At 44.4% G+C, this 24,439-nt stretch carries 25 protein-coding genes; 21 read left to right on the top strand and 4 right to left on the bottom strand.

Features of this window, described 5'->3' with window-relative positions; translation table 11 throughout:
* Positions 1–2 precede the first annotated feature (2 nt).
* The 9 genes from ABMY45_RS05920 (at position 3) to hflC (ending at position 9,965) form a co-directional block, all read left to right on the top strand.
* Positions 3–1,487 (top strand): NAD(P)H-hydrate dehydratase, encoded by a 1,485-nt coding sequence (locus tag ABMY45_RS05920; RefSeq protein ID WP_349288574.1) that lies wholly within the window; start codon positions 3–5, stop codon positions 1,485–1,487.
* Positions 1,484–1,957, top strand: coding sequence for a tRNA (adenosine(37)-N6)-threonylcarbamoyltransferase complex ATPase subunit type 1 TsaE (gene tsaE / locus ABMY45_RS05915; RefSeq protein ID WP_010605655.1), 474 nt, complete (start codon positions 1,484–1,486; stop codon positions 1,955–1,957). Before ABMY45_RS05920 ends, tsaE begins: the two co-directional genes overlap by 4 nt.
* Positions 1,950–3,293: an N-acetylmuramoyl-L-alanine amidase gene (locus ABMY45_RS05910; protein ID WP_102056149.1), complete on the top strand. Its 1,344-nt coding sequence runs from the start codon at positions 1,950–1,952 to the stop codon at positions 3,291–3,293. The genes tsaE and ABMY45_RS05910 overlap by 8 nt, the downstream gene beginning before the upstream one ends.
* Before the next feature lie 3 nt (positions 3,294–3,296).
* Positions 3,297–5,162 carry a DNA mismatch repair endonuclease MutL gene (gene mutL, locus ABMY45_RS05905; protein WP_349288690.1) on the top strand — a complete coding sequence of 622 codons (1,866 nt, stop codon included), beginning with the start codon at positions 3,297–3,299 and terminating at the stop codon, positions 5,160–5,162.
* Between the two features lie 106 nt (positions 5,163–5,268).
* Positions 5,269–6,159 (top strand): tRNA (adenosine(37)-N6)-dimethylallyltransferase MiaA, encoded by an 891-nt coding sequence (gene miaA / locus ABMY45_RS05900; RefSeq protein ID WP_217448665.1) that lies wholly within the window; start codon positions 5,269–5,271, stop codon positions 6,157–6,159.
* A 76-nt stretch (positions 6,160–6,235) separates the two neighbouring features.
* The gene (hfq, locus tag ABMY45_RS05895; RefSeq protein ID WP_010377383.1) at positions 6,236–6,499 is read left to right on the top strand and encodes an RNA chaperone Hfq; all 264 of its coding nucleotides are present in this window, start codon (positions 6,236–6,238) and stop codon (positions 6,497–6,499) included.
* A gap of 24 nt (positions 6,500–6,523) precedes the next feature.
* Entirely contained in the window at positions 6,524–7,813 is a 1,290-nt protein-coding gene (hflX, locus tag ABMY45_RS05890) for a ribosome rescue GTPase HflX (RefSeq protein ID WP_349288573.1), read from the top strand.
* A gap of 92 nt (positions 7,814–7,905) precedes the next feature.
* Positions 7,906–9,081, top strand: a complete 1,176-nt coding sequence (gene hflK / locus ABMY45_RS05885) for an FtsH protease activity modulator HflK (protein ID WP_010605650.1) — start codon at positions 7,906–7,908, stop codon at positions 9,079–9,081.
* Between the two features lie 5 nt (positions 9,082–9,086).
* Positions 9,087–9,965, top strand: a complete 879-nt coding sequence (gene hflC / locus ABMY45_RS05880; protein WP_010377388.1) for a protease modulator HflC — start codon at positions 9,087–9,089, stop codon at positions 9,963–9,965.
* A gap of 739 nt (positions 9,966–10,704) precedes the next feature.
* Here hflC and ABMY45_RS05875 read toward each other — a convergent pair.
* Positions 10,705–11,865 carry a DcaP family trimeric outer membrane transporter gene (locus tag ABMY45_RS05875; protein ID WP_235366976.1) on the bottom strand — a complete coding sequence of 387 codons (1,161 nt, stop codon included), beginning with the start codon at positions 11,863–11,865 and terminating at the stop codon, positions 10,705–10,707.
* Between the two features lie 314 nt (positions 11,866–12,179).
* Between ABMY45_RS05875 and acs the strand changes: the two genes are divergently transcribed.
* Positions 12,180–14,120 carry an acetate--CoA ligase gene (gene acs, locus ABMY45_RS05870; RefSeq protein ID WP_239421603.1) on the top strand — a complete coding sequence of 647 codons (1,941 nt, stop codon included), beginning with the start codon at positions 12,180–12,182 and terminating at the stop codon, positions 14,118–14,120.
* An 86-nt stretch (positions 14,121–14,206) separates the two neighbouring features.
* Positions 14,207–14,860, top strand: a complete 654-nt coding sequence (locus ABMY45_RS05865) for a response regulator transcription factor (RefSeq protein WP_010605647.1) — start codon at positions 14,207–14,209, stop codon at positions 14,858–14,860.
* A gap of 47 nt (positions 14,861–14,907) precedes the next feature.
* Here ABMY45_RS05865 and ABMY45_RS05860 read toward each other — a convergent pair whose 3' ends face one another.
* From ABMY45_RS05860 to ABMY45_RS05850, 3 genes are read right to left on the bottom strand one after another with little or no spacing between them, the layout of a single operon-like run.
* Positions 14,908–16,092, bottom strand: a complete 1,185-nt coding sequence (locus ABMY45_RS05860) for a VWA domain-containing protein (RefSeq protein WP_239421604.1) — start codon at positions 16,090–16,092, stop codon at positions 14,908–14,910.
* 2 nt (positions 16,093–16,094) lie between these two features.
* Complete coding sequence (locus ABMY45_RS05855) at positions 16,095–16,928, bottom strand: MoxR family ATPase (RefSeq protein ID WP_235366981.1); 834 nt, start codon at positions 16,926–16,928, stop codon at positions 16,095–16,097.
* Positions 16,929–16,974: 46 nt separating this feature from the next.
* Positions 16,975–17,211 (bottom strand): DUF1653 domain-containing protein, encoded by a 237-nt coding sequence (locus ABMY45_RS05850; RefSeq protein ID WP_010377401.1) that lies wholly within the window; start codon positions 17,209–17,211, stop codon positions 16,975–16,977.
* 84 nt (positions 17,212–17,295) lie between these two features.
* Here ABMY45_RS05850 and ABMY45_RS05845 point away from each other — a divergent pair, with 84 nt between their 5' ends.
* The 10 genes from ABMY45_RS05845 (at position 17,296) to rpoS (ending at position 24,419) form a co-directional block, all read left to right on the top strand.
* Complete coding sequence (locus ABMY45_RS05845; protein WP_045962078.1) at positions 17,296–17,766, top strand: DUF2947 domain-containing protein; 471 nt, start codon at positions 17,296–17,298, stop codon at positions 17,764–17,766.
* An 84-nt stretch (positions 17,767–17,850) separates the two neighbouring features.
* The gene (locus tag ABMY45_RS05840; RefSeq protein ID WP_010605643.1) at positions 17,851–18,495 is read left to right on the top strand and encodes a hypothetical protein; all 645 of its coding nucleotides are present in this window, start codon (positions 17,851–17,853) and stop codon (positions 18,493–18,495) included.
* A 32-nt stretch (positions 18,496–18,527) separates the two neighbouring features.
* Positions 18,528–18,821, top strand: a complete 294-nt coding sequence (gene ftsB, locus ABMY45_RS05835; RefSeq protein WP_010605642.1) for a cell division protein FtsB — start codon at positions 18,528–18,530, stop codon at positions 18,819–18,821.
* Entirely contained in the window at positions 18,805–19,503 is a 699-nt protein-coding gene (ispD, locus tag ABMY45_RS05830) for a 2-C-methyl-D-erythritol 4-phosphate cytidylyltransferase (protein ID WP_239421605.1), read from the top strand. The genes ftsB and ispD overlap by 17 nt, the downstream gene beginning before the upstream one ends.
* The gene (ispF, locus tag ABMY45_RS05825; protein ID WP_010605639.1) at positions 19,496–19,972 is read left to right on the top strand and encodes a 2-C-methyl-D-erythritol 2,4-cyclodiphosphate synthase; all 477 of its coding nucleotides are present in this window, start codon (positions 19,496–19,498) and stop codon (positions 19,970–19,972) included. Before ispD ends, ispF begins: the two co-directional genes overlap by 8 nt.
* Positions 19,969–21,006 (top strand): tRNA pseudouridine(13) synthase TruD, encoded by a 1,038-nt coding sequence (locus ABMY45_RS05820; RefSeq protein WP_010605638.1) that lies wholly within the window; start codon positions 19,969–19,971, stop codon positions 21,004–21,006. The genes ispF and ABMY45_RS05820 overlap by 4 nt, the downstream gene beginning before the upstream one ends.
* A gap of 35 nt (positions 21,007–21,041) precedes the next feature.
* Complete coding sequence (gene surE, locus ABMY45_RS05815; RefSeq protein ID WP_010377409.1) at positions 21,042–21,782, top strand: 5'/3'-nucleotidase SurE; 741 nt, start codon at positions 21,042–21,044, stop codon at positions 21,780–21,782.
* A gap of 9 nt (positions 21,783–21,791) precedes the next feature.
* Positions 21,792–22,430 (top strand): protein-L-isoaspartate(D-aspartate) O-methyltransferase, encoded by a 639-nt coding sequence (locus tag ABMY45_RS05810; RefSeq protein WP_010605637.1) that lies wholly within the window; start codon positions 21,792–21,794, stop codon positions 22,428–22,430.
* Between the two features lie 123 nt (positions 22,431–22,553).
* Positions 22,554–23,375 (top strand): peptidoglycan DD-metalloendopeptidase family protein, encoded by an 822-nt coding sequence (locus ABMY45_RS05805; protein WP_239421606.1) that lies wholly within the window; start codon positions 22,554–22,556, stop codon positions 23,373–23,375.
* 63 nt (positions 23,376–23,438) lie between these two features.
* On the top strand, positions 23,439–24,419 hold the full coding sequence (rpoS, locus tag ABMY45_RS05800; protein WP_010605635.1) for an RNA polymerase sigma factor RpoS: 981 nt from the start codon (positions 23,439–23,441) through the stop codon (positions 24,417–24,419).
* Positions 24,420–24,439 lie beyond the last annotated feature (20 nt).

The raw sequence follows: 24,439 nt of genomic DNA, 5'->3' as shown, positions 1-24,439 counted from the left end.
TAATGGCTAATGAATACACGGGCAATTTACCACAATTTGCTTATTCAGCCCAACAAGTGCAGCAATATGAAGCAAAAGCCGCAAAGTTATCAGGCAAAGATCTAAGTACCTTAATGCAACGAGCTGGGGCCGCTGCATTTCGCTTTATTGAAAACAGCCAGCCCAAATCCAGCCATATCTTAATTATCACAGGTAAAGGCAATAACGCGGGAGACGGTTTTGTCGTCGCTCAATTATGTCAGCAGGCCGGATTTTCCGTCACCGTACTCGCGTTATTTGCACCCGAAAGCTTAACGGGCGATGCGCAGCAGGCATTTTCTCAATATCAAGGCGCATTGGTTTTTTCGTTGAACGAAGTAGAGTTAAGTCAGTTTACGGTTGTGGTTGATGGCGTGTTCGGCACAGGTTTTAGAGGTGAGCTGCCTGACCATATTTGCCTTTGTTTTGACAAAATAAATAAACTGCCGATTACTAGGTTGGCACTTGATGTACCGAGCGGTATAAATGCCACAACAGGAGAAGTTGCACCTAGTGCATTTTTAGCTACCGAAACTATCACCTTTATCGCGTTAAAACAGGGCTTACTTAGCGGCTCAGCAAAGCGTTTTGTGGGAACGTTATTGTTAGCCGACTTGGATGTAGGTGAAGCATTCAAAACCCTAGTAACGCCAACATCTAATTACTTAAATCATCAAACGTTCATGGCAGCAAGGCCGCAGCGAGCACCAGATAGCTATAAAAATGCACATGGTCATGTGTTACTTATTGGTGGTAATCGTGGTATGGCTGGAGCAATTCGATTGGCGGCAGAAGCCACTCTGCGTGCAGGAGCTGGCCTTGTATCGGTCGCTACTCATCCTGATAATATTGCAAGCGTCTTACAGGGGCGTTTTGAATTAATGGTGCACGGTGTTGAGAGTGCGAATGAGTTATTGCCACTGATAAAAAAAGCCAGTGTGATAGTGCTTGGTCCCGGGCTTGGTCAAGACGCTTGGGCCAAAACACTTTTTAACCATGCGATGGCAACTGAATTACCGATGGTTGTGGATGCTGATGGGCTCAATTGTTTAGCGCATGCACCGAGGCAAAAATCAAACTGGGTATTAACGCCTCACCTAGGTGAAGCAAGGCGGTTATTGAACCACTTAGAGACACCGCTAAATGAACATGACCGTTTCGCGGTGGCTAAAAAAATTAGCCATGAATATGGCGCCGTTACGGTACTAAAAGGGCCGGGCAGTTTGATATCTGAAGGTGAGCGGATAAATATTAATCGTTCAGGCTGTGCAGGAATGGCGAGTGCTGGGATGGGCGATGTTTTATCTGGTATCATAGGCGGTTTAATTGCCCAAGGGATGGAAGCATTTGCTGCAACAAACCTAGCCGTGTATATTCATGGTTTAGCTGCCGAGCAGGCCGCCCATGATGGCGAAAAAGGTATGTTGGCCGGGGATTTATTCGAACATATTCGAGGTATTTTAGGGTGACGACAGGTCATATGAAATTCGATTTGGCTGATGAGCCAGCAACAGTTGCCATGGGTAATAAAATTGCCAATGTTATTCGTCAAGGTGCGGTACTATTTTTACACGGTGATTTAGGCGCAGGTAAAACCACGCTCACTCGCGGGATCGTGCAAAGCCTTGGTCATTCAGGTAAGGTAAAAAGTCCAACTTATACCTTAGTTGAACCTTATGAACTGGATGATGTCTCAATATATCATTTTGATTTATATCGATTAGGTTCGCCTGAAGAGCTCGAATACATGGGGATCCGGGATTACTTTGCAAGTAATGCTATCTGTGTTGTTGAGTGGCCTGAAAAAGGTGAAGGCTTTATTCCAAACCCAGATATAGACGTCACAATGCAGTATGCTGGTGATGGCCGTCAAATTACACTTGAGGCCAAGTCTAGCCGCGGCGAGGCACTATTAAAACAATTACAAGATTATGCGTAATCAGCCGACTATTAGTTATATTTTCATTTTTATCTGCATGCTCTTAACGAGCATGCAGAGCATCGCCCAAAACGCCATCGAAAGTGTGCGTGTTTGGCCCTCCCCAGAAAGCACTCGTATTGTTTTTGATATGAGCGATAAGCCGGATTACAGCTATTTTGTGCTGAAAAATCCACTGCGCTTGGTGATCGACCTTGAAAACACCAAGCAACAAAAAGACTTTCCGAGTGTTCCTGACGAACATCGAGTTGTAAACAAGGTGCGCCACAGCAAACCGAAGAACAGCAATTCTGCACGGATTGTTGTGGAGCTAAGTCGCAGTGCTACGCCAAAAATCTTTGCGTTAGCACCAACCGGTCCGTATAAAAACCGCTTAGTCGTTGATTTGTATGGTAAGCAGATGAGTGCTTATGACGATACAAAAACTGCCACACCACGAAAAACACTGGCGCAAGACAGAGATATTGTCATCGCCATCGATGCCGGTCATGGCGGTGAAGATCCAGGTTCTATTGGACCTTCAGGTACTTATGAAAAGCTTGTAACCATTCAAATTGCGAAGCGTTTAGCACGCTTAGTAGATAGCCAGCCGGGGATGAGCGCAAAGCTTATTCGTACTGGCGATTATTACCTCAAGTTGAATACGAGAACTGCAAGAGCGCGCGAAAGAAAAGCGGATTTCTTTGTATCTATTCACGCAGATGCCTTCACCAGCCCTCAACCACGCGGAGCGTCGGTCTGGGTGTTATCACTACGCAGAGCTAATTCTGAAATAGGTAAGTGGCTAGAAGACAAAGAAAAACACTCACAATTATTGGGAGGGGCTGCCGATTTAATTAAAGATACGGCCAACGAAAAATATTTAGCCAAAGCGTTACTTGATATGTCGATGGAACATTCGATGAAAACCGGGTTTCAGGTCGCAGAAGAAGTCGTCAAAGAGCTGAAAAAAGTGGCAAAAATGCACAAAAGCAGACCGCAAGCTGCAAACTTTGGGGTACTAAAATCACCAGATATACCTTCGATTCTGGTGGAAACCGGGTTTATTTCAAACCCCAAAGAAGAAAAGCTATTAATGTCTCCGCATTATCAAGAGCGTTTAGCTCGGGCTATTTTTAGTTCGATAAAAGGCTATTATGAGAAAAATCCACCGGATAATTCGCTCTTTGCGCGTATGCAATCCAATAAGCCAGTGACGCATAAAGTAAAAAGTGGTGAATCATTGAGTGTGCTGGCTAGCCGTTATGGCATTACGGTCAGTGAATTGAAAAAAGCAAATAACCTGAAAAACAATACCTTGTTTATTGGGCAAGTCTTAACTATTCCAAAAGCGTAAATGATGACGATAGAAATACTTCCAGCTCGGTTGGCCAACCAAATCGCTGCCGGTGAGGTAGTGGAGCGGCCAGCATCCGTCGTGAAAGAGCTGGTGGAAAACAGTATTGATGCTGGTGCGACGCGCATTCAAATAGACATTGAGCGTGGAGGACACAAGCTTATTCGGATCCGTGATAACGGTATCGGTATTGTTAAAGACGAGCTGATGTTGGCATTGTCTCGCCACGCGACAAGTAAACTGAAAAGTTTAGATGATCTGGAGTGTATTGCTTCGCTTGGCTTTCGAGGTGAGGCGCTGGCATCCATCAGTTCAGTATCGCGACTGACTCTGAGCTCTAAACCTCAAGCACAAGAGACAGCTTGGCAGGCTTTCGCCGAAGGGCGAGATATGGCTGTGCAGGTTCAACCTACCGCGCACCCAGACGGCACCACGATTGAAGTCAAAGATCTGTTTTTCAACACGCCTGCACGAAGAAAGTTTTTACGCACCGAAAAAACCGAGTTTAGCCATATCGATGAGCTGGTTAAGCGTATTGCATTGAGTCGTTTTGATGTTGCCATCACGCTCACTCATAACCAAAAGGTGGTTCGCCAATATCGCCCACGCACTATTGAAAAAGGTGTTGAGCGAGTTGCGCAAGTTGGTGGTAAAGCATTCTTACAGCAAGCAAGCTTTATCGACTCAGGTCATGAGGGACTAAGATTATTCGGTTGGGTGTTACCTGCGGGGGTGAACAACGGCACACAATATACCTACGTAAACGGTCGTATGATGCGAGATAAGCTCATCTTACATGCGATTCGCCAAGCATTTGATGAATCAATCGGGCATGAAGAGCTTCCCGGTTTTGTCATATATCTTGAGTTAGATCCGAGACAAGTTGACGTTAATGTCCATCCCGCGAAACACGAAGTTCGCTTCCATCAAGCGCGCTTGGTTCACGACTTTATCGTACAAGCAATAAAGCAGGTCGCGACGGAGCAAATTGATTTACCTTGTGCAAGCGAGACCGAGACTCAAGCACCTGATATCGCATCGCCATTATTTACGCCCCAAGAACAGGTAGATGAAACCTATCATCAAAGTTACCGTTCAACCTTACAGCCCGAAACGCAAGCACAGACCTATTCGGCTCCAAGTGCCTTCGGCGAGCGCTCAGAGGCATCAAGAGCAGCTTCAAGTAGTGGCCGAAGTAATTATGGCGGTGCAACAGGTGGTGGCAAAAAGCAGGTGAATGTAAACCAGCTCTATCAAGGACTATCACATCAACAGATGCAGCACTTCGATCAAATTGAAGAAGCTGCATTACCGTCAAATGAAGTAAGTAGCGTCCCGATATCCGCTAGTAAATCTAGCTGGATGCTGTTACCACAAGGTAAAGTCATACTTGAGCAAGACAATCATTTGTTGTTTGGTGATTGTAGGCAGGGGCTGTTGCCATATTGGCAAATGCAAATTGAGCAAGATGGCACATTGCAAGGCAAAGCGTTGTTGTTACCCGTGCGCATCAAGTTAGATAAAGCCGCACTGGAAGCATTGCAGCAGCGTGAAACTTGGTTGGCAATTTTAGGGTTTATGATTGAAATTTTTGATGGTCATATTTTAGTTAAAAAGTTGCCAGTGTCGCTCTATAGCATAGATGTTGGTGAAATTTCTAAGCAGATGATGGAACCAAGCTCAGATGCTGAACTCCAAGATTGGTTACAGTGGCTAGAAGTCTCAACACCCAGTAGCTATTTCGATAGCCAGCATTTTGATTTAGTTAAAGAAAAATTACTTTCAAAAGCCTCATGTTTGGCTCGTATTCATAAAAGTGCGGTTACAATTGATGCCCAGAAGTTGGTCAGTTTTTTAAGTTCGCAGTAATTCGTGCCTAAGTAGGTATTAATTACCATGTACTATCAGCTATAATACGAGATTAGTGCAGTTTATTAGTAGGTTAGATGTGAACAAGTTACCTGTCATTACCCTAATGGGACCGACAGCAGCGGGCAAAACCGCATTGGCCATAGAGTTATGCCAAGCGTTAAATACCGAAATCATCAGTGTAGACTCGGCGTTAGTGTACAAAGGGATGGATATCGGTACGGCAAAGCCGAGCGCACAAGAGCAAGCACAGGCACCACATCACCTAATTGATATTATTGATCCAGCACAAAGCTATTCGGTTGCTGAGTTTCGTGCTGATGCTATTAAACTAATTGACGATTTTCATCAGCGTGGCAAGGTGCCAATTTTAGTGGGTGGCACGATGATGTACTTTAAAGGCTTGATTGAAGGCCTGTCGCCATTACCAGAGGCTGATGCTGAAATCAGAGCGGTATTGGAGCGCGAAGCCGAACAAAAGGGTTGGCCTGCGCTGCATCAACAGTTAAAAGAGATTGACTCAGAAGCTGCGGCTAAAATCAGCGAAAACGATTCGCAACGTATCAACCGTGCTTTGGAAGTTTATCGCATTAGTGGTAAAACGATGACTCAATTGCAGCAAAGCAAACAGGATGCATTGCCGTATCAATTTCATCAATTTGCGATTGCACCAAGTGACCGAAAAGTCTTACATGAACGTATAGAGAAAAGATTTGAAATAATGTTGGATGAAGGCTTTAAAAATGAAGTTTTGGCCTTATATCAACGTAAAGATTTACACCCTGATTTGCCTTCTATTCGCTGTGTCGGATATCGGCAAATGTGGGAGTATTTAGCTGGCGAGTGCGATTATAACGAAATGGTTTTCAAAGGCGTCGCAGCGACCAGACAACTGGCGAAGCGGCAATTAACTTGGCTGAGGGGGTGGCAAGATGTGACTTGGCTTGACACCGATAGTCAAGAAAACTTGCAACGTGTTCTAACTTCGCTAAGCTAATAGTAGTTGTTAAATCAGCGTGTTCTGATTAAATCAACGACCTGACATAATAACACCTAAAACGAAGGATAAGAAAATGGCAAAAGGCCAATCTTTACAAGACCCATTTTTGAATGTCTTGCGTCGTGAGCGCATTCCTGTCTCAATTTTTTTAGTGAATGGCATTAAATTACAGGGCAAGATCCAGTCATTTGACCAATTTGTGATTTTGCTTGAAAACACAGTAAACCAAATGGTTTACAAACACGCCATCTCCACTGTGGTTCCAGCTCGTGCGGTTAACTTCCAAAATGCAACCGGAAGTGAAGCGGGCGACCAAGGTGAAGAAGGTAATTATTAATTCTTATTAGTAGGAGCTTAATGCTTGTTTGACCGTTATGAAGCCGGCGAACAGGCAGTCTTGGTTCATATAGAATTTCCTCACGAAGGAGATCGCGAAGATCTACGTGAATTGGAAATGCTAGTTTCTTCTGCTGGTGTTAGTAGTGTGGCGGTTGTGCAAGGCAGCCGTCAAACACCACATGCAAAGTTGTTTGTCGGAACGGGTAAAGCTGAAGAAATTGCCGAGATTGTCAACATCCACAACGCAGATGTCATCATATTTAACCACCAACTCAGTCCCTCACAAGAGCGCAATTTAGAACGCGTTTGTAAGTGCCGAGTGTTAGATAGGACAACGCTGATCTTAGATATTTTCGCGCAAAGAGCCCGTACCCACGAAGGTAAATTGCAGGTTGAGCTTGCTCAGCTAAGGCATATCTCTACGCGCTTAATTCGAGGATGGACGCACTTAGAAAGGCAAAAAGGGGGGATCGGCTTACGTGGTCCTGGTGAAACCCAATTAGAAACCGATAGACGGTTACTAAGAGAGCGAATTAAGAGTATTCGTAAACGATTAGACAAGGTAGCCGTTGTGCGTGAGCAAGGGCGTCGAGCGCGTAGTCGTAACGAGATCCCAACTGTTTCTCTGGTAGGCTACACCAATGCGGGTAAATCGACGCTGTTTAACAAAATTACGGATGCGGATGTATATGCTGCGGACCAATTGTTCGCAACGCTTGATCCTACGCTAAGAAAGATCGAAATCGATGATGTTGGCCCCGTTATCTTAGCAGATACAGTAGGTTTTATTCGTCATTTACCTCATGACTTGGTAGCAGCATTTAAGGCGACTTTAACAGAGACTCGTGAGGCGGATTTACAGCTTCATGTCATCGATGTTGCAGATCCGAGAAGAAAAGAAAATATAGAACAGGTACAATTGGTTCTAGAGGAAATTGAAGCCAATGACATTCCTCAACTTTTAGTCTACAACAAAATTGATCTAATGGACGAAGTTGCGCCTAGAATAGATAGGGACGATGAAGGAAAACCGATCAGAGTGTGGTTAAGTGCCCACTCTGGAGAAGGGATTTCGTTGTTATTCGACGCCGTTAAAGAGTTGTTGGCAAAAACCGTTTTCACAGCTGAGCTTGCCGTACCTCCTGCGCTTGGGCGCTTACGAGGTGCACTATTTGAGCTTAATGCCGTGGATGAAAAAGGCTACGACGAGCAAGGCAACTGGCTTGTTTCGGTAAGAATGCCAAAAATCGAATGGGAAAAGCTCAATAAGGAATTCGGGCGAAATCTCAATGATTTGGTTGTTGGTAGTTAAAAATCGTCAATTTCGAGCGTATTTTTATATGAGAGTCGCTCGAATTTTGTTAGATTTAACCTAATTCATTTAAATAACAATGGAGTATAGCTATGGCCTGGAACGAACCGGGTAATAATGGCAATGATAACGATCCGTGGAAAAACCGCGGGGGGCGGGATCAAGGCCCACCTGATCTAGATGAAGTATTCCGTAAATTTGGTAATAAATTCGGCGGTATTTTCGGCGGTAAGCCGGGGAAAGGTGGTAATGGCGGATTAGGCGGTGCTGGTTTCGTCTTTATACTTATTATCGCAGCCATCGTATGGGCACTAAGTGGTATTTACACGGTAAAAGAAGCTGAGCGCGGTATCGTGTTGCAATTTGGTAAATTTGACCGTATTGCTGAGCCGGGTCTGCGCTGGAAAGCCACGTTCATCGAGCGTGTTATTCCTGTAGATATTGAAGCGGTGCGTTCATTGTCGGCTTCAGGCTTTATGCTTACGGAAGACGAAAACGTCGTGAGTGTTGAGTTTGAAGTGCAATATCGTGTTGTAGATCCAACGCTTTATCGTTTCAGTGTGACCGATGCTGATCACAGCTTACAACAAGCGCTAGACAGTGCTCTACGTTACGTTGTGGGCCATTCTCGCATGGACCAAGTGTTAACTACGGGTCGTGAAGTGGTTCGTCAGCGCACTTGGGAAGAGCTAAACAGTATTATCGAACCATACAATCTTGGTTTGATTGTTACAGACGTTAACTTTAAGGACTCGCGTCCTCCTTCAGAAGTAAAAGACGCATTTGATGATGCGATTGCTGCACAAGAAGATGAAGAGCGTTTCATTCGTGAAGCAGAAGCTTATGCGAAAGAAATTGAACCGCGTGCGCGTGGTCAAGTGACTCGTATGACGCAAGAAGCAGAAGCTTATCGCGAGCGTATAATCCTTGAATCTCGAGGTGAAGTGGAGCGCTTTGAAAAGTTACTACCAGAATACCAAGCTGCGAAAGAAGTAACGCGTAAACGCTTATATATTGATACAATGGAGCAAGTTTTGGGCCGTAGCTCAAAGGTATTGGTTGATGTTGAAGGTGGTAATAACATGCTGTATCTACCACTTGATAAGATTATGCAATCCCATAACAACGCTTCGTCACCAGTACGTTTGCCAAATCAGAGCGATATTGAGCAGCTTCGTAGAACGATTGAAGGTACTCAACAGCAAAATAGCTCTGTCAATTCAGGCGGTGATAGATTTAATCGCGACAGATTTGGTAACGGGAGATAATCAATATGAAGAATTTTAGTCTACTTCTATTAGTCACTGCCGTGATCATGTCGTTCTCTGGTATCTTTGTAGTAAACGAAGGTCAAAGAGCAATTGTACTGCTATTTAGCAAGGTACAAAAAGACGCGAATGGCGATGCTCTGGTGTATGAACCTGGCCTTCACCTGAAAGTGCCTTTCTTTAGCCAAGTACGTAAATTAGATGCACGGATCCAAACACTTGATGGTCAACCTGATCGCTTTGTAACGAGCGAGAAGAAAGACTTGATCGTGGATTCTTACGTTAAGTGGCGCGTGAATGATTTTAGTGCTTATTACCTACGTGCGCGTGGTGATAAACAGTATGCTGAAACGCTACTTAAGCAAAAGGTGAACAACGGTCTAAGAACAAACTTCGGTTCGCGTACTATTAAAGAAATAGTATCTGGTGAACGTAGCGAGCTAATGGAAGAAGCGTTAGTTCAAGCGTCTGAAAGTGCAACTGAGCTTGGGATTGAAGTACTTGATGTCCGTGTTAAGCAAATTAACCTACCTAACGAAGTAAGTAACTCGATCTACCAGCGTATGCGTGCGGAGCGTCAAGCTGTGGCGAAAGAGCACCGCTCTGAGGGTCAAGAGAAGGCGGAGACCATCCGTGCTAATGTTGATCGTCGAGTGACAGTAATGCTTGCAGATGCTGAGCGTAATGCTCGCGCGGTTCGCGGTCAAGGTGATGCAACGGCGGCAAACATTTACGCTAAAGCATATAATAAAGACCCTGAGTTTTTCGGGTTTGTTCGTTCGCTTGAAGCATATAAAAATACCTTTAAAGATAAGAATGACGTTATGGTGTTATCACCGGATAGCAAGTTCTTTGATTATATGAAGGATGCAAAAGCTCAATAAGATGATGCTTTTGAGATGATTGTAAAACCCCGCCAGCCAGCGGGGTTTTTTATTGGCGCGATATGGCCACAACGTTAGACTATGAAATCCCACGAGTAGCCGCGATCTTTCATGCCGCAAAAAACACACCGTAGCAGCGACTTTATGTCGCGAAGAAATACACTGTAACAGAGCCTTTATGCCGCGAAAAAACACATTGTAGCAGCGACTTTATATCGCGAAAAAATACATCGTAGCAGCGACTTTATGTCGCGAAGAAACACATTGTAGCTACGACTTTATATCGCGAAAAAATACATCGTAGCAGCGACTTTATGTCGCGAAGAAACACATTGTAGCTACGACTTTATATCGCGAAAAAATACATCGTAGCAGCGACTTTATGTCGCGAAAAAGCACACCGTGGCAGCGACTTTATGTCGCGAAAAAATACATCGTAGCAGCGACTTTATATCGCGAAGAAACACACCGTAGCAGCGACTTTATATCGCGAAGAAACACACCGTAGCTACGACTTTATATCGTGAAGAAACACATTGTAGCTACGACTTTATATCGCGAAGAAACACATCGTAGCAGCGGATTTTATGTAGCGAAGAAACACACCGTAGCAGCGGATTTTATGTAGCGGAAAAACACATCGTAGCAGCGACTTTATGTCGCGACCAACAATAAAAAAGCGGCCAATAGGCCGCAGTTAGGAAGTGAATTGGTACTAGCCTATTAAAATTACAAAACCTTAAAACACGTACTTCACTGAAAGTTGCAGTCTATCTAAATCACCTTCGAGGCCACTTTCTGTTTCCCGAGTACCCATCTTATATTCAGCACCAAAGGTAAGTTTTTTCACGGGTGAATAAAGTAGGTTTGCGCTGTAACTCATACTTGATTTTGTCGGATCGCCAGTTACCGCCAGCAAATCGCTTTCGTTATCAGCATTAAAGAATGAGTATAAGAATGTTGAGCGGAACTGATCATTCCAGCTATGTTGGTAAGCAATAAAGCCCGACGTCGAGTCAATTGCATGTAACGAGTTACCGTCGTATACCGCACCATTAGCAACGTTCAGTCCTACATAACGACCAAGCCCTTGGCCTTGGGTCAGCATAAACTTCAAGTTATTGTTGCCAAAATTAACACGACCAGATGCACTGACCCCAAATGAGCTTTCAGACTCATCAGCTCCACCGACTTTATAGGTTATTTGGCGCGCAAGTGCCGCTACCGCAATATGACCCCAATCTGCATTGTGTGTGTAACGTGCAGTGAAATCAGGCATGCTAGCGTCATCAGTGACGACACGGCCACTATCTGCAGTGGTAACCGTGCTTTCTGGGTTTTCAATAGAGAAAGACCAGTTTCCCGTGGTGTATTTAGCCATGGCTTGGCGTACGAAAACAGTGCCTTCAGCTGGGCCAACGAAATCTAAAGTCTCTGGTAGCGCGCTAACATTTTGGAAGTTTGACCAAGCTTGACCGAACAAGAAGCCTTTGTAGCTCACAAAGGCTTGGCGAATACGAGGTGAGTAGGAGTTACTCACACGCTCATTGCCTCCAGATGTAGAAATAAAGTCTAGCTCGATTTTAGTCTTGATACTGCTGCCATCATCAAGCTTAGTATCGGTCCCGAAGCTAAAGCGAGATTGGCGAGCGTGCATATCAAACACAGCATCGCTATCTGAGTTAACCCCGACAGGAGTCGTACCAGGAACGTAAAAGTCTCGGCCGATATTTTGCGCACCCAGCGCGCCGTCAGAAAAGTCACTCCAAATGGCATCTAGCTTGATATAACCACCATAGTTAACTTTAGTATCGCCAATCTCAGCCGCAGTGGCAGGGAGAGCGCAGAGGCTACTGATAGCAACTGCGAGCAGTTTTTTATTAATGTTATTCGTTGTCATAATCCAGTTCCTCAATAGCTGTGCTTTGCAGTTGGCAGCAGCCGATATTCATATTAATCATCACTAACTGTTGTTTAAGGTTGGTTTTTACTCAATTACCTATTGGTCTATTAGACTAAGGTGGCATACAGTAAATGAGCGGAGGATAAGGCGATCATAACGTTTGAATTAGGTACAGTCGGTAAGTTGTATGAAACTTTTACGTTTGCAGCTGTTCTACAACTAAGGTCTAATACTTAAACACCCAAGGCTGGGTGATCCTTAGGAAAAGCGTGTCTAGCAGACCTAGACCTCTAAATATAATGGAGATGACTATGTCACAGAGCATTTATCCAGTTCCTGAAAAAATCAAGAACGCAGCATTAATCAACGACGAGCAATATCAAGAACTATATCAAAAGTCGATTGATGACCCCGCAGAGTTTTGGAAAGAGCACGGTCAACGTTTAGATTGGTTCAAACCTTATAGTAAAGTTAAAAATACCTCATTTGATAAAGGCCATATCAATATTAAATGGTATGAAGACGGCGTACTAAATGCCTCTTATAACTGTATCGATAGACACCTCGAAAAGCGCGCCGATAAAGTTGCGTTGATTTGGGAAGGTGATAACCCAGAACAAACAGAAAATATTACCTACCAACAACTGCATGATGAAGTCGCAAAGCTTGCCAATGGTCTTAAGAGTCTGGGCGTTACAAAGGGTGACCGCGTGGCAATCTACATGCCGATGACTCCACAAGCAATTTATGCCATGCAGGCCTGTGCAAGAATTGGTGCTATCCATTCCGTTGTGTTTGGGGGCTTTTCACCTTCTGCGATTGCAGACCGTATTAAAGATTCTGGCGCCAAAGTGGTCATCACCTCAGATGAAGGTCGTCGCGGTGGTAATTGTGTGCCGCTTAAGGCTAATGTTGATGAAGCGGTAGCACAAGTTGGCGTCACCACTATTGAGCATGTGATTGTACATCAATTAACAGGTGGCGATGTTGAATGGAATGCTCACGATGTATGGTGGCATGAATTAGTTGCTGATAAGCCAGCCGAATGTGAACCTGAAATGATGAATGCGGAAGATCCGCTCTTTATTCTTTATACCTCGGGCTCTACCGGTCAGCCGAAAGGGGTAGTGCATACTACGGGTGGATATCTAGTGTATGCATCAATGACCCATGAGTATGTATTCGACCTTCAAGAAGATGATATTTACTGGTGTAGCGCGGATGTGGGCTGGATCACAGGTCATAGTTATATTGCTTATGGTCCACTGGTGAATGGTTGTACTCAAGTTGTATTCGAAGGCGTGCCGACCTATCCGACGTCTGGTCGCATGGGTGAAATCGTTGATAAACATGGCGTTACTATTCTCTATACTGCGCCTACCGCGATCCGTGCTTTGATGGCGAAAGGGGACGAGCCGACAGCAAGTTCTAAGCGTGATAGTTTACGTATTTTGGGTTCAGTCGGTGAGCCAATTAATCCAGAGGCTTGGTCTTGGTATTATGAGCAAATTGGTAATAGTGACTGTCCTATCGTAGATACTTGGTGGCAAACTGAAACGGGCGGCATCATGATCACGCCACTACCTGGCGCGACTGCACTTAAGCCGGGTTCTGCGACCCGTCCATTCTTTGGTATTGCTCCTGCACTATTTGACGCGGAAGGCAATACGCTGACAGGCGCGACTGAAGGAAATCTGGTGATTTTGGATAGTTGGCCTTCACAAGCCCGTACGGTTTATGGCGACCATGAGCGTTTTGAACAAACGTACTTCTCGGCTTATCCGGGCGTTTATTTTACGGGCGATGGTTGTCGCCGTGATGAAGACGGTTACTACTGGATCACCGGTCGCGTGGATGATGTACTTAACGTTTCAGGTCACCGCCTCGGTACTGCTGAAATCGAAAGTGCGTTAGTCGCTCACGAAGCGGTTGCTGAGGCGGCTGTGGTAGGCTATCCACACGACATTAAAGGTCAAGGGATCTATGTCTATATAACGCCAAATGAAGGGGTAACGGTATCTGACGAGTTAACTAAAGAGGTGAGAAATTGGGTGCGTAAAGAGCTAAGCCCAATTGCAACCCCTGACATGATCCAATGGTCTCCAGGTTTACCTAAAACCCGTTCTGGTAAAATCATGCGCCGTATTTTGCGTAAGATTGCAGCCAACGAGTATCAACAGTTAGGGGATACTTCTACACTTGCCGATCCAAGTGTGGTTGATGAATTAATCGAGAATAGATTGAATCGTTAACTGAATAACTTGAATTGCGACCTAATATAAACATACTATAACGGCTGTTATCTTTACGATAACAGCCGATTTTTTAGGAGCATAGCATGTATCAGTTTTTAATCGCGGATGATCATCCTCTATTTCGAGAGGCGCTTAAGGGGGCTCTAAAAGCGCAGTTTGAAGGACTAGAGGTATTCGAATCTGAAAACTTTGACACTACGCTCTCGGTCTTACAACAACAAGAAGAACTAGACCTACTCCTGCTCGATTTACATATGCCGGGCAATGGTGATTTATATGGACTAATTCGGATCCGTGAGGATCACCCAAGTCTTCCAGTTGTTGTGGTTTCGGGAAGCGAAGACCTTTCTATCATTTCTAAAGTGATGGGATACGGCGCGATGGGTTTTATCCCAAAAGCGGCGTCAGTAGAACAAATTACCGAAGCCATAGAGCAAGTGCTCGAAGGTGACACGTGGTTGCCTGAAGGCATGAAAGACAAAGTGGCTGAACTTGAAGGGGAGGACAAAGAGCTTGCCCAACAAGTGGCCTCGCTCACGCCGCAGCAATATAAAGTGCTACAATATTTACACGAAGGCTTGCTGAATAAGCAAATTGCCTACGAGCTAAATATTTCAGAGGCAACGGTGAAAGCACATATCACCGCTATCTTCAGAAAGTTGGGTGTCTATAATCGTACTCAAGCCGTATTGATTGCTTCAAAACTACAACTAGAACCTATCGAAGCGAGTGACTAATTTCGCATCATTGCTTGCAAGGTGCTTACCTTGCAAGCAATGATGCTTTAGCTTAACTCTTTAAACGCCTGACTTAGTCCCTCTATTGTTAGCGGATACATTCTGTCTTGCATTAATTGATTTATTAGCTCTATCGAATGGTAATAAGACCAATAGCTTTGCGGCTGAGGGTTAAGCCAAGCCACCTTACTAAAGTGATTGGTTAAACGATTCAGCCAAGTAGCACCTGCTTCTTGATTCCAATGCTCTACGCTACCTCCGGGATAGGTGATTTCATAGGGGCCCATTGTCGCGTCACCAACAAATATTAGTCGATAGTCTGAACCGTAACGGTTAATTAGCTGATAAGTATCAAGCAATTCGCTGTCACGACGGTCATTATCGTGCCAAACATGTTCGTACACACAATTATGAAAGTAAAAAAACTCAAGGTGCTTAAACTCACTGTGTGCGGCACTGAAGAGTTGTTCACAAAGCTGGATATGGTCATCCATAGAGCCGCCAATATCAAACAGCATCAATACCTTCACTGAGTTATGTCGCTCAGGAGCCATTTTCACATCCAGCATGCCGCCTTGTCTTGCGGTAGCGCGAATGGTTTCATTAAGATCGAGCTGAACGCTTGCTCCACTGCGCGCAAATTTACGCAATTGCTTGAGTGCAAGCTTAATATTGCGGCTGCTGATGTCGGTATTACTGTCAAGATTGCGATACTGCCGTTTATCCCAGACTTTTACTGCTCTGCGATGGCGATTTCCATCTTGGCCAATGCGGATCCCTTCAGGATTATAGCCGTAAGCGCCAAAAGGCGAAGTGCCTCCTGTACCAACCCATTTATTGCCGCCTGCGTGACGTTTTTGTTGCTCAGCCAAGCGTGCTTTCAACGTTTCAAGGAGCTTATCGAGTCCACCCATGGCGTTAAGTTTGGCTTTTTCTTCTTCAGACAGCGACTTCTCAAACTCTTTACGCAACCAATCCTCAGGCAATTGCTGCTGTTGAAGTTGTGAGAAGAGATCAATTGACTCTATTCCCTCAAAGTAATCAGCAAACGCACGGTCGAATTTATCAAACAAGGTTTCATCTTTCACGAAGATGGTTTTTGCCAAAAAGTAAAAGCCGTCCAGATCGGCAAAGCAAACTTCTTTATCCAGCGCCTCTAAACAGTCTAGTAATTCGCGCAGGCTCGCTTTGATACCGTAACGTCTAAGCGTGAGTACAAAATCGATGAGCATGATCAGCGGCGGCTCATAAAGGCAAGTTTCTCAACCAAAGAAACATCTTGCTCGTTTTTAAGTAGCGCACCAAATAACGGCATTAGGCCACCTTGGTTAGATTTGTCATGCAACGCGTCAGGGGAAATATCTTCCGCTAATAATAGTTTTAGCCAGTCGAGTAATTCACTCGTGCTTGGCTTTTTCTTTAGGTTTGGTGTGTCGCGTAATTGGAAAAAGCTTTCGAGTGCTCGTTGTACTAAATTTGCTTTAATATGTGGAAAATGCACGTCTACAATCTGCTGCATCTCTTCTTTGCTCGGAAAGTCGATGTAGTGGAAAAAGCAGCGGCGTAAAAAGGCATCTGGTAGCTCTTTTTCATTGTTTGAAGTGATAATAACGATGGGGCGCACCTTTGCCTTTATTTGCTCGTTAGTTTCGTAGACATGAAACTCCATTTTATCGAGTTCTAACAGCAGATCATTGGGGAATTCAATATCGGCTTTGTCGATTTCATCAATCAGCAGAACGGGGCGCTTTGTGGCGGTAAATGCCTGCCACAGCTTACCTTTGATGATGTAATTGCCAACGTCATTAACGCGAGGATCGCCAAGTTGACTGTCGCGTAAACGCGAGACCGCATCGTATTCGTACAGGCCTTGCTGGGCTTTGGTTGTTGACTTTATATGCCATTGAATTAGTTCGGTATCTAAACTTTTTGCCAATTCTTCGGCGAGTAAGGTCTTGCCAGTACCAGGTTCACCTTTAATGAGGAGTGGTTTTTCTAAAACGATGGCCGCATTCACGGCCTGTTGTAGAGCAGAGGTAGCAATATATTGATCAGTACCTTTAAACATAGTTCAACTTCTTGTGGTCAGATGAGATAGGCTCATCTTGCCACAATCAGCTTTTCGCTGCCAACCCTGCTTCGGTTTCGATTAAGGTAAAGCGAGGCACCGCTTCGCCTTCGACCATAACGTCTTCTAAAAACATTTCAAGTGGTCGAACCCAAAAGCTCATATCTCCATATAGGGTTTGATAAACCACTTGCTTCTCTTGCGTTTCACTGTGCGTTGCCAAGGCGTGCACTCGATATAATTTTCCTTTGTAGTGGCGGTAAATTCCAGGTGTGATATCCACTAATTCAAGCTCCAAAAAATAAAAGCCGTACGTGACGGGCTGAAATGTTATAATCCGTGCCATTAAGACTGAAGGTGTTTAAAGATGAATTATATTGCGCTGGACGATTATAAGAAAGCTTGGGTTTTCAAACATAAAGATCTTCCAATCGAAGAATCCGACCTGGCATTGATAAAACCAATGTCAGCGGCGCGCGCTGCGGTGCTTTGGAGCACTATGGTAAGCAACGAAAAAGATCACCCTGATTTCTTTGATAAAACTGACTGGGTTGGTAAAGCGGACTCATGGCAAGAAACCCTCAATTGGGAGCAACCGTGGGAAGCGGGAGAAGCATTTCCTGAAACTATCGAGCAATTTCTTGATTGGCAAGCTAATACTACCGTGTATTTTTGTCTCTCTCGAGATGATGTGATCGAGACCCGCTTTGACGTGTTTAAGCGATGTTGGCAGAACTTTATGTTTTTGACTGATGGTAGTTTCTTAATAGGAAAAAAACGCAGTTCGGTAGTACAATTTATGGCTGAGGGGCAAGCAAAATTAGGAACCAAGCCGTAAGCAAGTACAACTGAGCAGTTTGCTTTGATTTGAAACATGGCTAGTGTATAAAGGATGTACACCAGTCTACTAAAGTAGATTGCATTGACGGGAGGCGTTTTGGAGCAACAGCAAAATACAATCTGGTATGACGAAGCATCTCGCCTTGTATTTGCCGAGCTTGTAAACGTATTTTATGCCAGAGAGTTGCCGAAACTTGCTGAACTCTCAGATCATACTCGCCTTCAGCGTTTGTTAAACAGCCTGCCGTATTATGTTGAGCGCGCGGCCACACATATTATTCATGGTGATGTCCCGCTTGAGCTAGATAGTTTCAATGGATGTTGGTTAGCAAAGCAAAAATCACAGCCTAAATGTGATGACGCTGCCAACGCAGCATTTTTTACTACTAAGGTGAAAGTGGGGCTGGTGGTTCCCGTGCTATATGCAGACTCGACGGGGACAACCGTGAGGCTCGACAGTGTTGACCAAGTGGGTGAGGCTGACAAATTGCACTGCAACCAATTTGGCTGGTTTAGTGTTAGTGGCAATAGCTTACAAGCAAGTGATGAAGCGCGTGTACAACTGCTAAAACCGACGAAAGCGTTAATGACAGCTGCCTGTTGTGGCCATTCTTGGCACTTTGGCAAGGCGGTAGTACCACGAAGGCTGACGCTAAGGGAAATGCTACTTGCCAGTGCAATTAATTGGCCACAAGTACAAAAAACAAAAACGAGTCAACGATCCTAATCGACTCAAAAAACAGAAGTTTGGATTAAGCAATGCGATTTTTTCAGTTAGCGCTGTTGGTTTTAGCGCTATTTATTCAGTACAGACTTTGGTTCGGCCACAACGGCGTGGAGGACTACACTCGGATAAAATCCGTGGTTAAATCGCACCAAGAAACCAATGCCAACCTCAGTAAACGAAATAAACTATTAAAAGCGGATATCGAAGATTTAAAACTCGGCCTTGAAGGTGTTGAGGAGCGCGCTCGTCATGAGCTTGGCATGATTAAGCCTGGCGAAACTTTTATCCGTGTATTACCGAAAGTACCTCATGAAAAGAAACGATAAACTTGCAGTCGTCATCCCCGCAGCTGGGGTTGGCAGTCGTATGCAGGCGCAGATGCCTAAACAATATATTCCACTATTAGGTAAACCGATCTTAGTACATACACTGGAAAAACTAGCCGGACTTGAGTGCGTCAATCAATTTATGGTTGCCGTTTCCAAAGAAGATGGATATTTTTCATCGGCGTTACTACCTGATAGCCGTTTTAGCTACTGTGAAGGTGGACAAGAACGTGCCGACTCCGTTTTATTGGCGCTAAAAGCGTTAGCACCAAGTTGCCCTGACTGGGTGTTAGTTCATGATGCGGCTCGACCTTTAGTTGCGCTGGACGATATTCATCAGCTGATTTCACAATGTATAAATCAACAGCAAGGTGGCATACTGGCTGCCAAGGTTAAAGATACCATCAAACGCGGTGCGGAGTTGGTACAGGAGACCGTACCTAGAGCGTCGTTATGGCAGGCTTTTACGCCTCAAATGTTTAGGTATGAAGAGTTATTGGCTGCGCTGGAGCTTGGACTTTCTCAAGGTGCAAATATCACAGATGAAGCATCAGCGATGGAATTACAAAATCAGCCAGTCCAACTCATTGCCGCGCGTACAGATAACATTAAGATCACAACGCCGGAGGATTTACCTCTGGCGGAGTTTATAATTCAACAACAAGGTAAACAGCATGATTAGAATTGGCCACGGATTTGATGTTCATAAATTTGGTGGAGCTGGCCCATTGACGATTTGTGGGGAAAAAATTCCTTACGAACAGGGGTTTATTGCTCACTCCGATGGTGATGTGGCAATTCATGCATTGTGTGATGCCTTGTTGGGAGCGCTTGCGCTGGGAGATATTGGTAAGCACTTTCCTGATACCGCGAGTGAATTTGAAAATATCGACAGTCGTATTTTATTACGCCGCGTGATGGAACAAGTGAAAGCGCTTGGCTATCAAATAGGCAATATCGATATCACGATTGTCGCGCAAGCACCAAAAATGCGACCACATATTGATGCGATGCGCGGTAAAATCGCAAACGACTGTGAAGCGCAGCTGGACCAAGTTAATGTTAAAGCAACCACTACTGAAAAGCTGGGTTTTGAGGGACGTAAGGAAGGGATCTCAAGCCATGCTGTGGTGCTATTGGTAAAAGCATGAAGACACTAAATTATCTTTACGGCAAACCGTTATCTGATGGCGATTATAAGTCACAACCAGAAGACTTTAGAGTCGAAGAAATTTTAGATATTCCTTTTACTGGCGAAGGTGAGCACGTTTGCTTGCAGATCATAAAAAAGGGAGAAAACACTGCATTTGTCGCTAAAAAGCTTGCAGAATTTGCTCAAATTTCACCGCGAGATGTCAGTTATGCAGGAATTAAAGACAGACACGGCGTATGTACGCAGTGGTTTAGTGTGCCGGTGCCAATTAAAAAGTCGGTAGATTTTAGTGCATTAAATAGTGACTCTATTTTTGTGGTGCAACAAATACGGCACAATCGAAAGTTAAAAACAGGCTGTCATAAGGGTAATCGCTTTGCCATTACCCTCAGAAACGTGACTGCTCCACTTGATATTCTGTCGCGTATTAATGCCGTACGCCAAGGGGTTCCTAATTATTTTGGAGAACAACGTTTTGGTCATGATGGCCACAACTTAGCCATGGCAGATAGGTTATTTGACGGCGAAAAGATCCGCGATAAAAAGCTCAGAGGGCTGGTGCTTTCAGCCGCCCGCTCTCATCTGTTTAACGAAGTCGTCAGTCGCCGCGTGGCAGAGCATGGTTTGGCAACGACTTGGCATCGTGAAATCTTTTTACTGAGCGGTAGTAACGCCTTTTTTGATTCAGAAATTGATTGCGAGCTCATCGAACGGTTACTGAATGGCGACATTTTGCTTTCGGCGCCATTGGTTGGCAAAGGTGAAAAGGGCTTGTTGCCGCAAGAGCGTGAATGGTTGGCTCCTTTCGCTAAATGGCACGAAGGGTTGGCTGAATTTGGGATGAAAAATGAGCGTAGAGCGCTTAGATTAATACCCGAAGCACTTAAAGTGAGTATGGCTGACAACAGTACGCTCACCCTAGAATTCAGTTTACCAAAAGGAACTTTTGCCACGGCGCTGCTCAGAGAGCTTGTTAATCATAAAGATGCCAGTAAAAAGTTTAATAAACATGAAGAGTCGATACAGCAGTGAGATACTCATTGTCTAACAAGAAAAAGAGGTGAAATATGAAGATCCTATTGAGTAATGACGATGGTGTTCACGCCAAGGGTATTGCTATCTTGTATCAAGCGTTATCACAAATCGCGGACGTAACCGTCATTGGTCCAGATAGAAACTGTAGCGGTGCGAGTAACTCGTTAACCTTATTAAACCCGCTCAGAGCGACTACGCTAGATAATGGTTTTATCTCCGTGAATGGCACGCCCACCGACTGTGTTCACCTTGGAGTGAACAAACTGATGGATGAATTGCCGGATTTAGTCGTTGCAGGGATCAACAATGGCGCTAACCTTGGCGATGATACGCTGTACTCTGGCACTGTTGCGGCGGCCACTGAAGGTCGACATGTGGGCTTGCCTGCGATTGCCGTTTCTCTTTGCTCTAAAAATGAAGCCCACTACGAAACTGCAGCGCATGTCACGGTAGAGATCATTAAAAAGCTTGCAAACCACCCGCTACCAAAAGACCAAATCATTAATATCAACGTCCCTGATATTCCATTAAGTGACTTAAAAGGGATTAAAGTCACTCGACTAGGCTCACGTCATAAAGCGGATACCATGACCGAACAAATCGACCCATGGGGCCGAAGTGTGTACTGGTATGGCACGTTAGGTCATGAAAGTGACGCTGGTGAAGGCACGGATTTTCATGCTGTAAACAATGGTTATGCCGCTATCACACCGCTCAAGGTGGATATGACGGCTTACGAGAGCTTAGATGCTGTGGCGAGCTGGTTATCTTAAGAGGCGTATGTGCTGAATAATTATCAGGGCAGTGCCAACGCGCTGGTGGAACTGCTAACACAGCAAGGCGTAGAAGATAAAATGGTACTCAATGCCATCGCTAACACGCCTAGACACTTGTTTGTCGATGAAGTGCTTAAACATAAGTCATATGAAAATACTGCACTTCCTATCGGTCAAGGGCAAACGATATCACAACCTTTTATCGTCGCAAAAATGACTGAAGTGTTAAAACAAGTGGGTGTTAAAGGGCGCATTTTGGAAGTGGGGACGGGCTCTGGTTATCAGACCGCCATACTGGCACAAGTGTTTGAACAGGTTTTTAGCATCGAGCGGATCAAGTCGCTGCAGTGGCAAGCGCGCAGAAGGCTGCATTTGCTGGATTTATACAATGTTACCATGAAACATGGTGACGGTTGGAAGGGCTGGGCTTCAAAAGCGCCCTTTGCGGGGATCATTGTTACAGCCGCTGCACAATCAGTTCCAGATGATTTGTTGACGCAACTAGAAGATGGCGGTGCCATGGTCATTCCAATTGGGATTGAAGAGCAAATACTCACGTTATTTGTTAAACAAGGTGAGCAGTTTATTCGCCATGCTCTAGCTCCCGTGCGCTTTGTGCCTTTAATCGCTGGCGAAGTCGGTTAATTTGCTGGTTTTAAAAACAACTCCATAAAATATAACTATTTTTCCAGTAGAATGTGAAAACCAAGCAAAATTAAGTTAGATTGATATGATAGTCGTTGATAGTAGCACTGGAAAATATAAGTAATGCGCAAGTCTCAGGTCATCATATCGATTTATTTAAGCGGCCTGCTTGTTGCCTGTTCGTCGAATCATACGCCTGCACCTGTAACAACTTTATACTCTGGTAAGACCACCTCGTCACATAAAATTAATATTAACGGAAGCAGTTACAAAGTAAAAAAAGGCGATACTTTATTTGCAATTGCATTTAGCGCGAACAAAGATGTAAGAACACTTGCGAAAATCAATAAAATTAAGCCTCCGTACACGATCTATCCCAATCAGATCATTCGTCTAGAATATCCCAGAAATAAAAACAAAAAGAACATAAAATACACGAAAGTAAACCGCAAGTCTCAGTCTTTAAAACAAAAAAGTAACAAAACCTCCAAAAAAGAGCTTGATAAGCCAAATCAACGAGAGTATGTTCAAAGACAAGCCACACAAAAATCTAGTAGTACCAAGGCTTTGTATAATAATAAGGTACTATGGAAATGGCCTGCTGAAGGCAAGGTGACTCGTCACTTCTCTGTTAAAGAGAATGGTTATAAGGGATTGGAGATCTCAAATAAACTGGGCACTTCAGTTAAGGCTGCTGCTGGCGGTGTAGTTGTATATGCAGGGAGTGCGTTGCGTGGGTATGGCAATTTAATCATTCTGAAACATACAGATGATTATCTAAGTGCGTATGCCCACAACGCTAAGTTACTCGTCAGAGAACAGCAAAAAGTTAAAGTTGGGGAAAAAATTGCCGAAATGGGTAGTACAGATGCTTCTAAGACGGCGCTTAGGTTTGAGATCCGTTTTAAAGGTCAAGCTGTAAACCCGGCAAAATACTTGCCATAAAGTAATGCGAGTACATCGATTGGTTCGAGTACCCTTACTTTTATTCGCTTGGGGAGAATACTTATGGCTCACACTGCAAAATTACCTACAAAATCTACTCCTGAGTTAGACAAGCTCGAAGATGATAATATTGACGAACCGAAAGACGAATTACTTGAAGACCTCGAAGACGACGAAGAAGTTTTTGCCAAAGAAGAAGTGGTTAAAAACTTAGATGCCACTCAACTCTATTTAGGTGAAATTGGATTTTCCCCACTGCTCAGTGCAGAAGAAGAAGTTTACTTTGCGCGTAAAGCGTTAAAGGGGTGTGAAGCCTCACGTAAACGGATGATAGAGAGTAACTTGAGATTAGTGGTTAAAATCGCTCGTCGTTATAACAACCGTGGTTTGGCATTACTTGACCTCATTGAAGAAGGTAACTTAGGTCTGATCCGAGCTGTAGAAAAGTTTGATCCGGAACGTGGATTTAGATTTTCTACTTATGCAACTTGGTGGATCCGTCAAACCATCGAACGCGCTATCATGAACCAAACTCGTACCATTCGTTTGCCAATTCATGTTGTCAAAGAGCTCAACGTTTACCTACGTACAGCACGTGAATTGACGCAAAAGTTGGATCATGAACCTACCGCAGAAGAAATCGCTGAATGTCTCGACAAACCTGTCGAAGAGGTCAGCAAGATGCTGCGTCTGAACGAAAAGATTACTTCGGTTGATACGCCTATTGGTGGTGAAAATGACAAAGCACTGCTCGATATAATCGCGGATGAAAAGGGCGGTGGTCCAGAAACCGAAGTGCAGAGCAACGATATTAATAAGCACATTGTTGATTGGCTTGGAGAGTTAAATCCAAAACAGCGAGAAGTGCTAGCGAGACGCTTTGGTCTGCTCGGTTATGAGCCGTCTACGCTTGAAGATGTTGGCCGCGAAATCGGGCTAACGAGAGAGCGTGTAAGGCAAATTCAAGTTGAGGCATTGAGACGCTTGAAGGATATTTTACAACACGAAGGGTTAAGTACCGACAGCCTATTCGAGCAACAGTAATACTTTAATCAGTTAATGAA

Source organism: Pseudoalteromonas sp. XMcav11-Q, assembly GCF_040104525.1.
In the GTDB taxonomy this organism is placed as follows: Bacteria; Pseudomonadota; Gammaproteobacteria; order Enterobacterales; family Alteromonadaceae; genus Pseudoalteromonas.
Note: the sequence above shows the minus strand (reverse complement) of the source record. Positions and strands in the feature narration are given on the sequence as shown.

Coding starts and splice junctions, on each gene's coding strand:
- ABMY45_RS05860 (WP_239421604.1), bottom strand. CDS start 16,092: ATGCTCATCGATTTTGTACTCACGCTTAGACGTTACGGTATCAAAGCG.
- ispF (WP_010605639.1), top strand. CDS start 19,496: ATGATTAGAATTGGCCACGGATTTGATGTTCATAAATTTGGTGGAGCT.
- ABMY45_RS05805 (WP_239421606.1), top strand. CDS start 22,554: ATGCGCAAGTCTCAGGTCATCATATCGATTTATTTAAGCGGCCTGCTT.
- rpoS (WP_010605635.1), top strand. CDS start 23,439: ATGGCTCACACTGCAAAATTACCTACAAAATCTACTCCTGAGTTAGAC.
- hfq (WP_010377383.1), top strand. CDS start 6,236: ATGGCAAAAGGCCAATCTTTACAAGACCCATTTTTGAATGTCTTGCGT.
- ABMY45_RS05855 (WP_235366981.1), bottom strand. CDS start 16,928: ATGTTTAAAGGTACTGATCAATATATTGCTACCTCTGCTCTACAACAG.
- ABMY45_RS05920 (WP_349288574.1), top strand. CDS start 3: ATGGCTAATGAATACACGGGCAATTTACCACAATTTGCTTATTCAGCC.
- ABMY45_RS05820 (WP_010605638.1), top strand. CDS start 19,969: ATGAAGACACTAAATTATCTTTACGGCAAACCGTTATCTGATGGCGAT.
- acs (WP_239421603.1), top strand. CDS start 12,180: ATGTCACAGAGCATTTATCCAGTTCCTGAAAAAATCAAGAACGCAGCA.
- surE (WP_010377409.1), top strand. CDS start 21,042: ATGAAGATCCTATTGAGTAATGACGATGGTGTTCACGCCAAGGGTATT.
- mutL (WP_349288690.1), top strand. CDS start 3,297: ATGACGATAGAAATACTTCCAGCTCGGTTGGCCAACCAAATCGCTGCC.
- ABMY45_RS05845 (WP_045962078.1), top strand. CDS start 17,296: ATGAATTATATTGCGCTGGACGATTATAAGAAAGCTTGGGTTTTCAAA.
- miaA (WP_217448665.1), top strand. CDS start 5,269: ATGGGACCGACAGCAGCGGGCAAAACCGCATTGGCCATAGAGTTATGC.
- hflK (WP_010605650.1), top strand. CDS start 7,906: ATGGCCTGGAACGAACCGGGTAATAATGGCAATGATAACGATCCGTGG.
- ABMY45_RS05910 (WP_102056149.1), top strand. CDS start 1,950: ATGCGTAATCAGCCGACTATTAGTTATATTTTCATTTTTATCTGCATG.
- hflC (WP_010377388.1), top strand. CDS start 9,087: ATGAAGAATTTTAGTCTACTTCTATTAGTCACTGCCGTGATCATGTCG.
- ABMY45_RS05875 (WP_235366976.1), bottom strand. CDS start 11,865: ATGACAACGAATAACATTAATAAAAAACTGCTCGCAGTTGCTATCAGT.
- ABMY45_RS05865 (WP_010605647.1), top strand. CDS start 14,207: ATGTATCAGTTTTTAATCGCGGATGATCATCCTCTATTTCGAGAGGCG.
- ispD (WP_239421605.1), top strand. CDS start 18,805: ATGAAAAGAAACGATAAACTTGCAGTCGTCATCCCCGCAGCTGGGGTT.
- ftsB (WP_010605642.1), top strand. CDS start 18,528: ATGCGATTTTTTCAGTTAGCGCTGTTGGTTTTAGCGCTATTTATTCAG.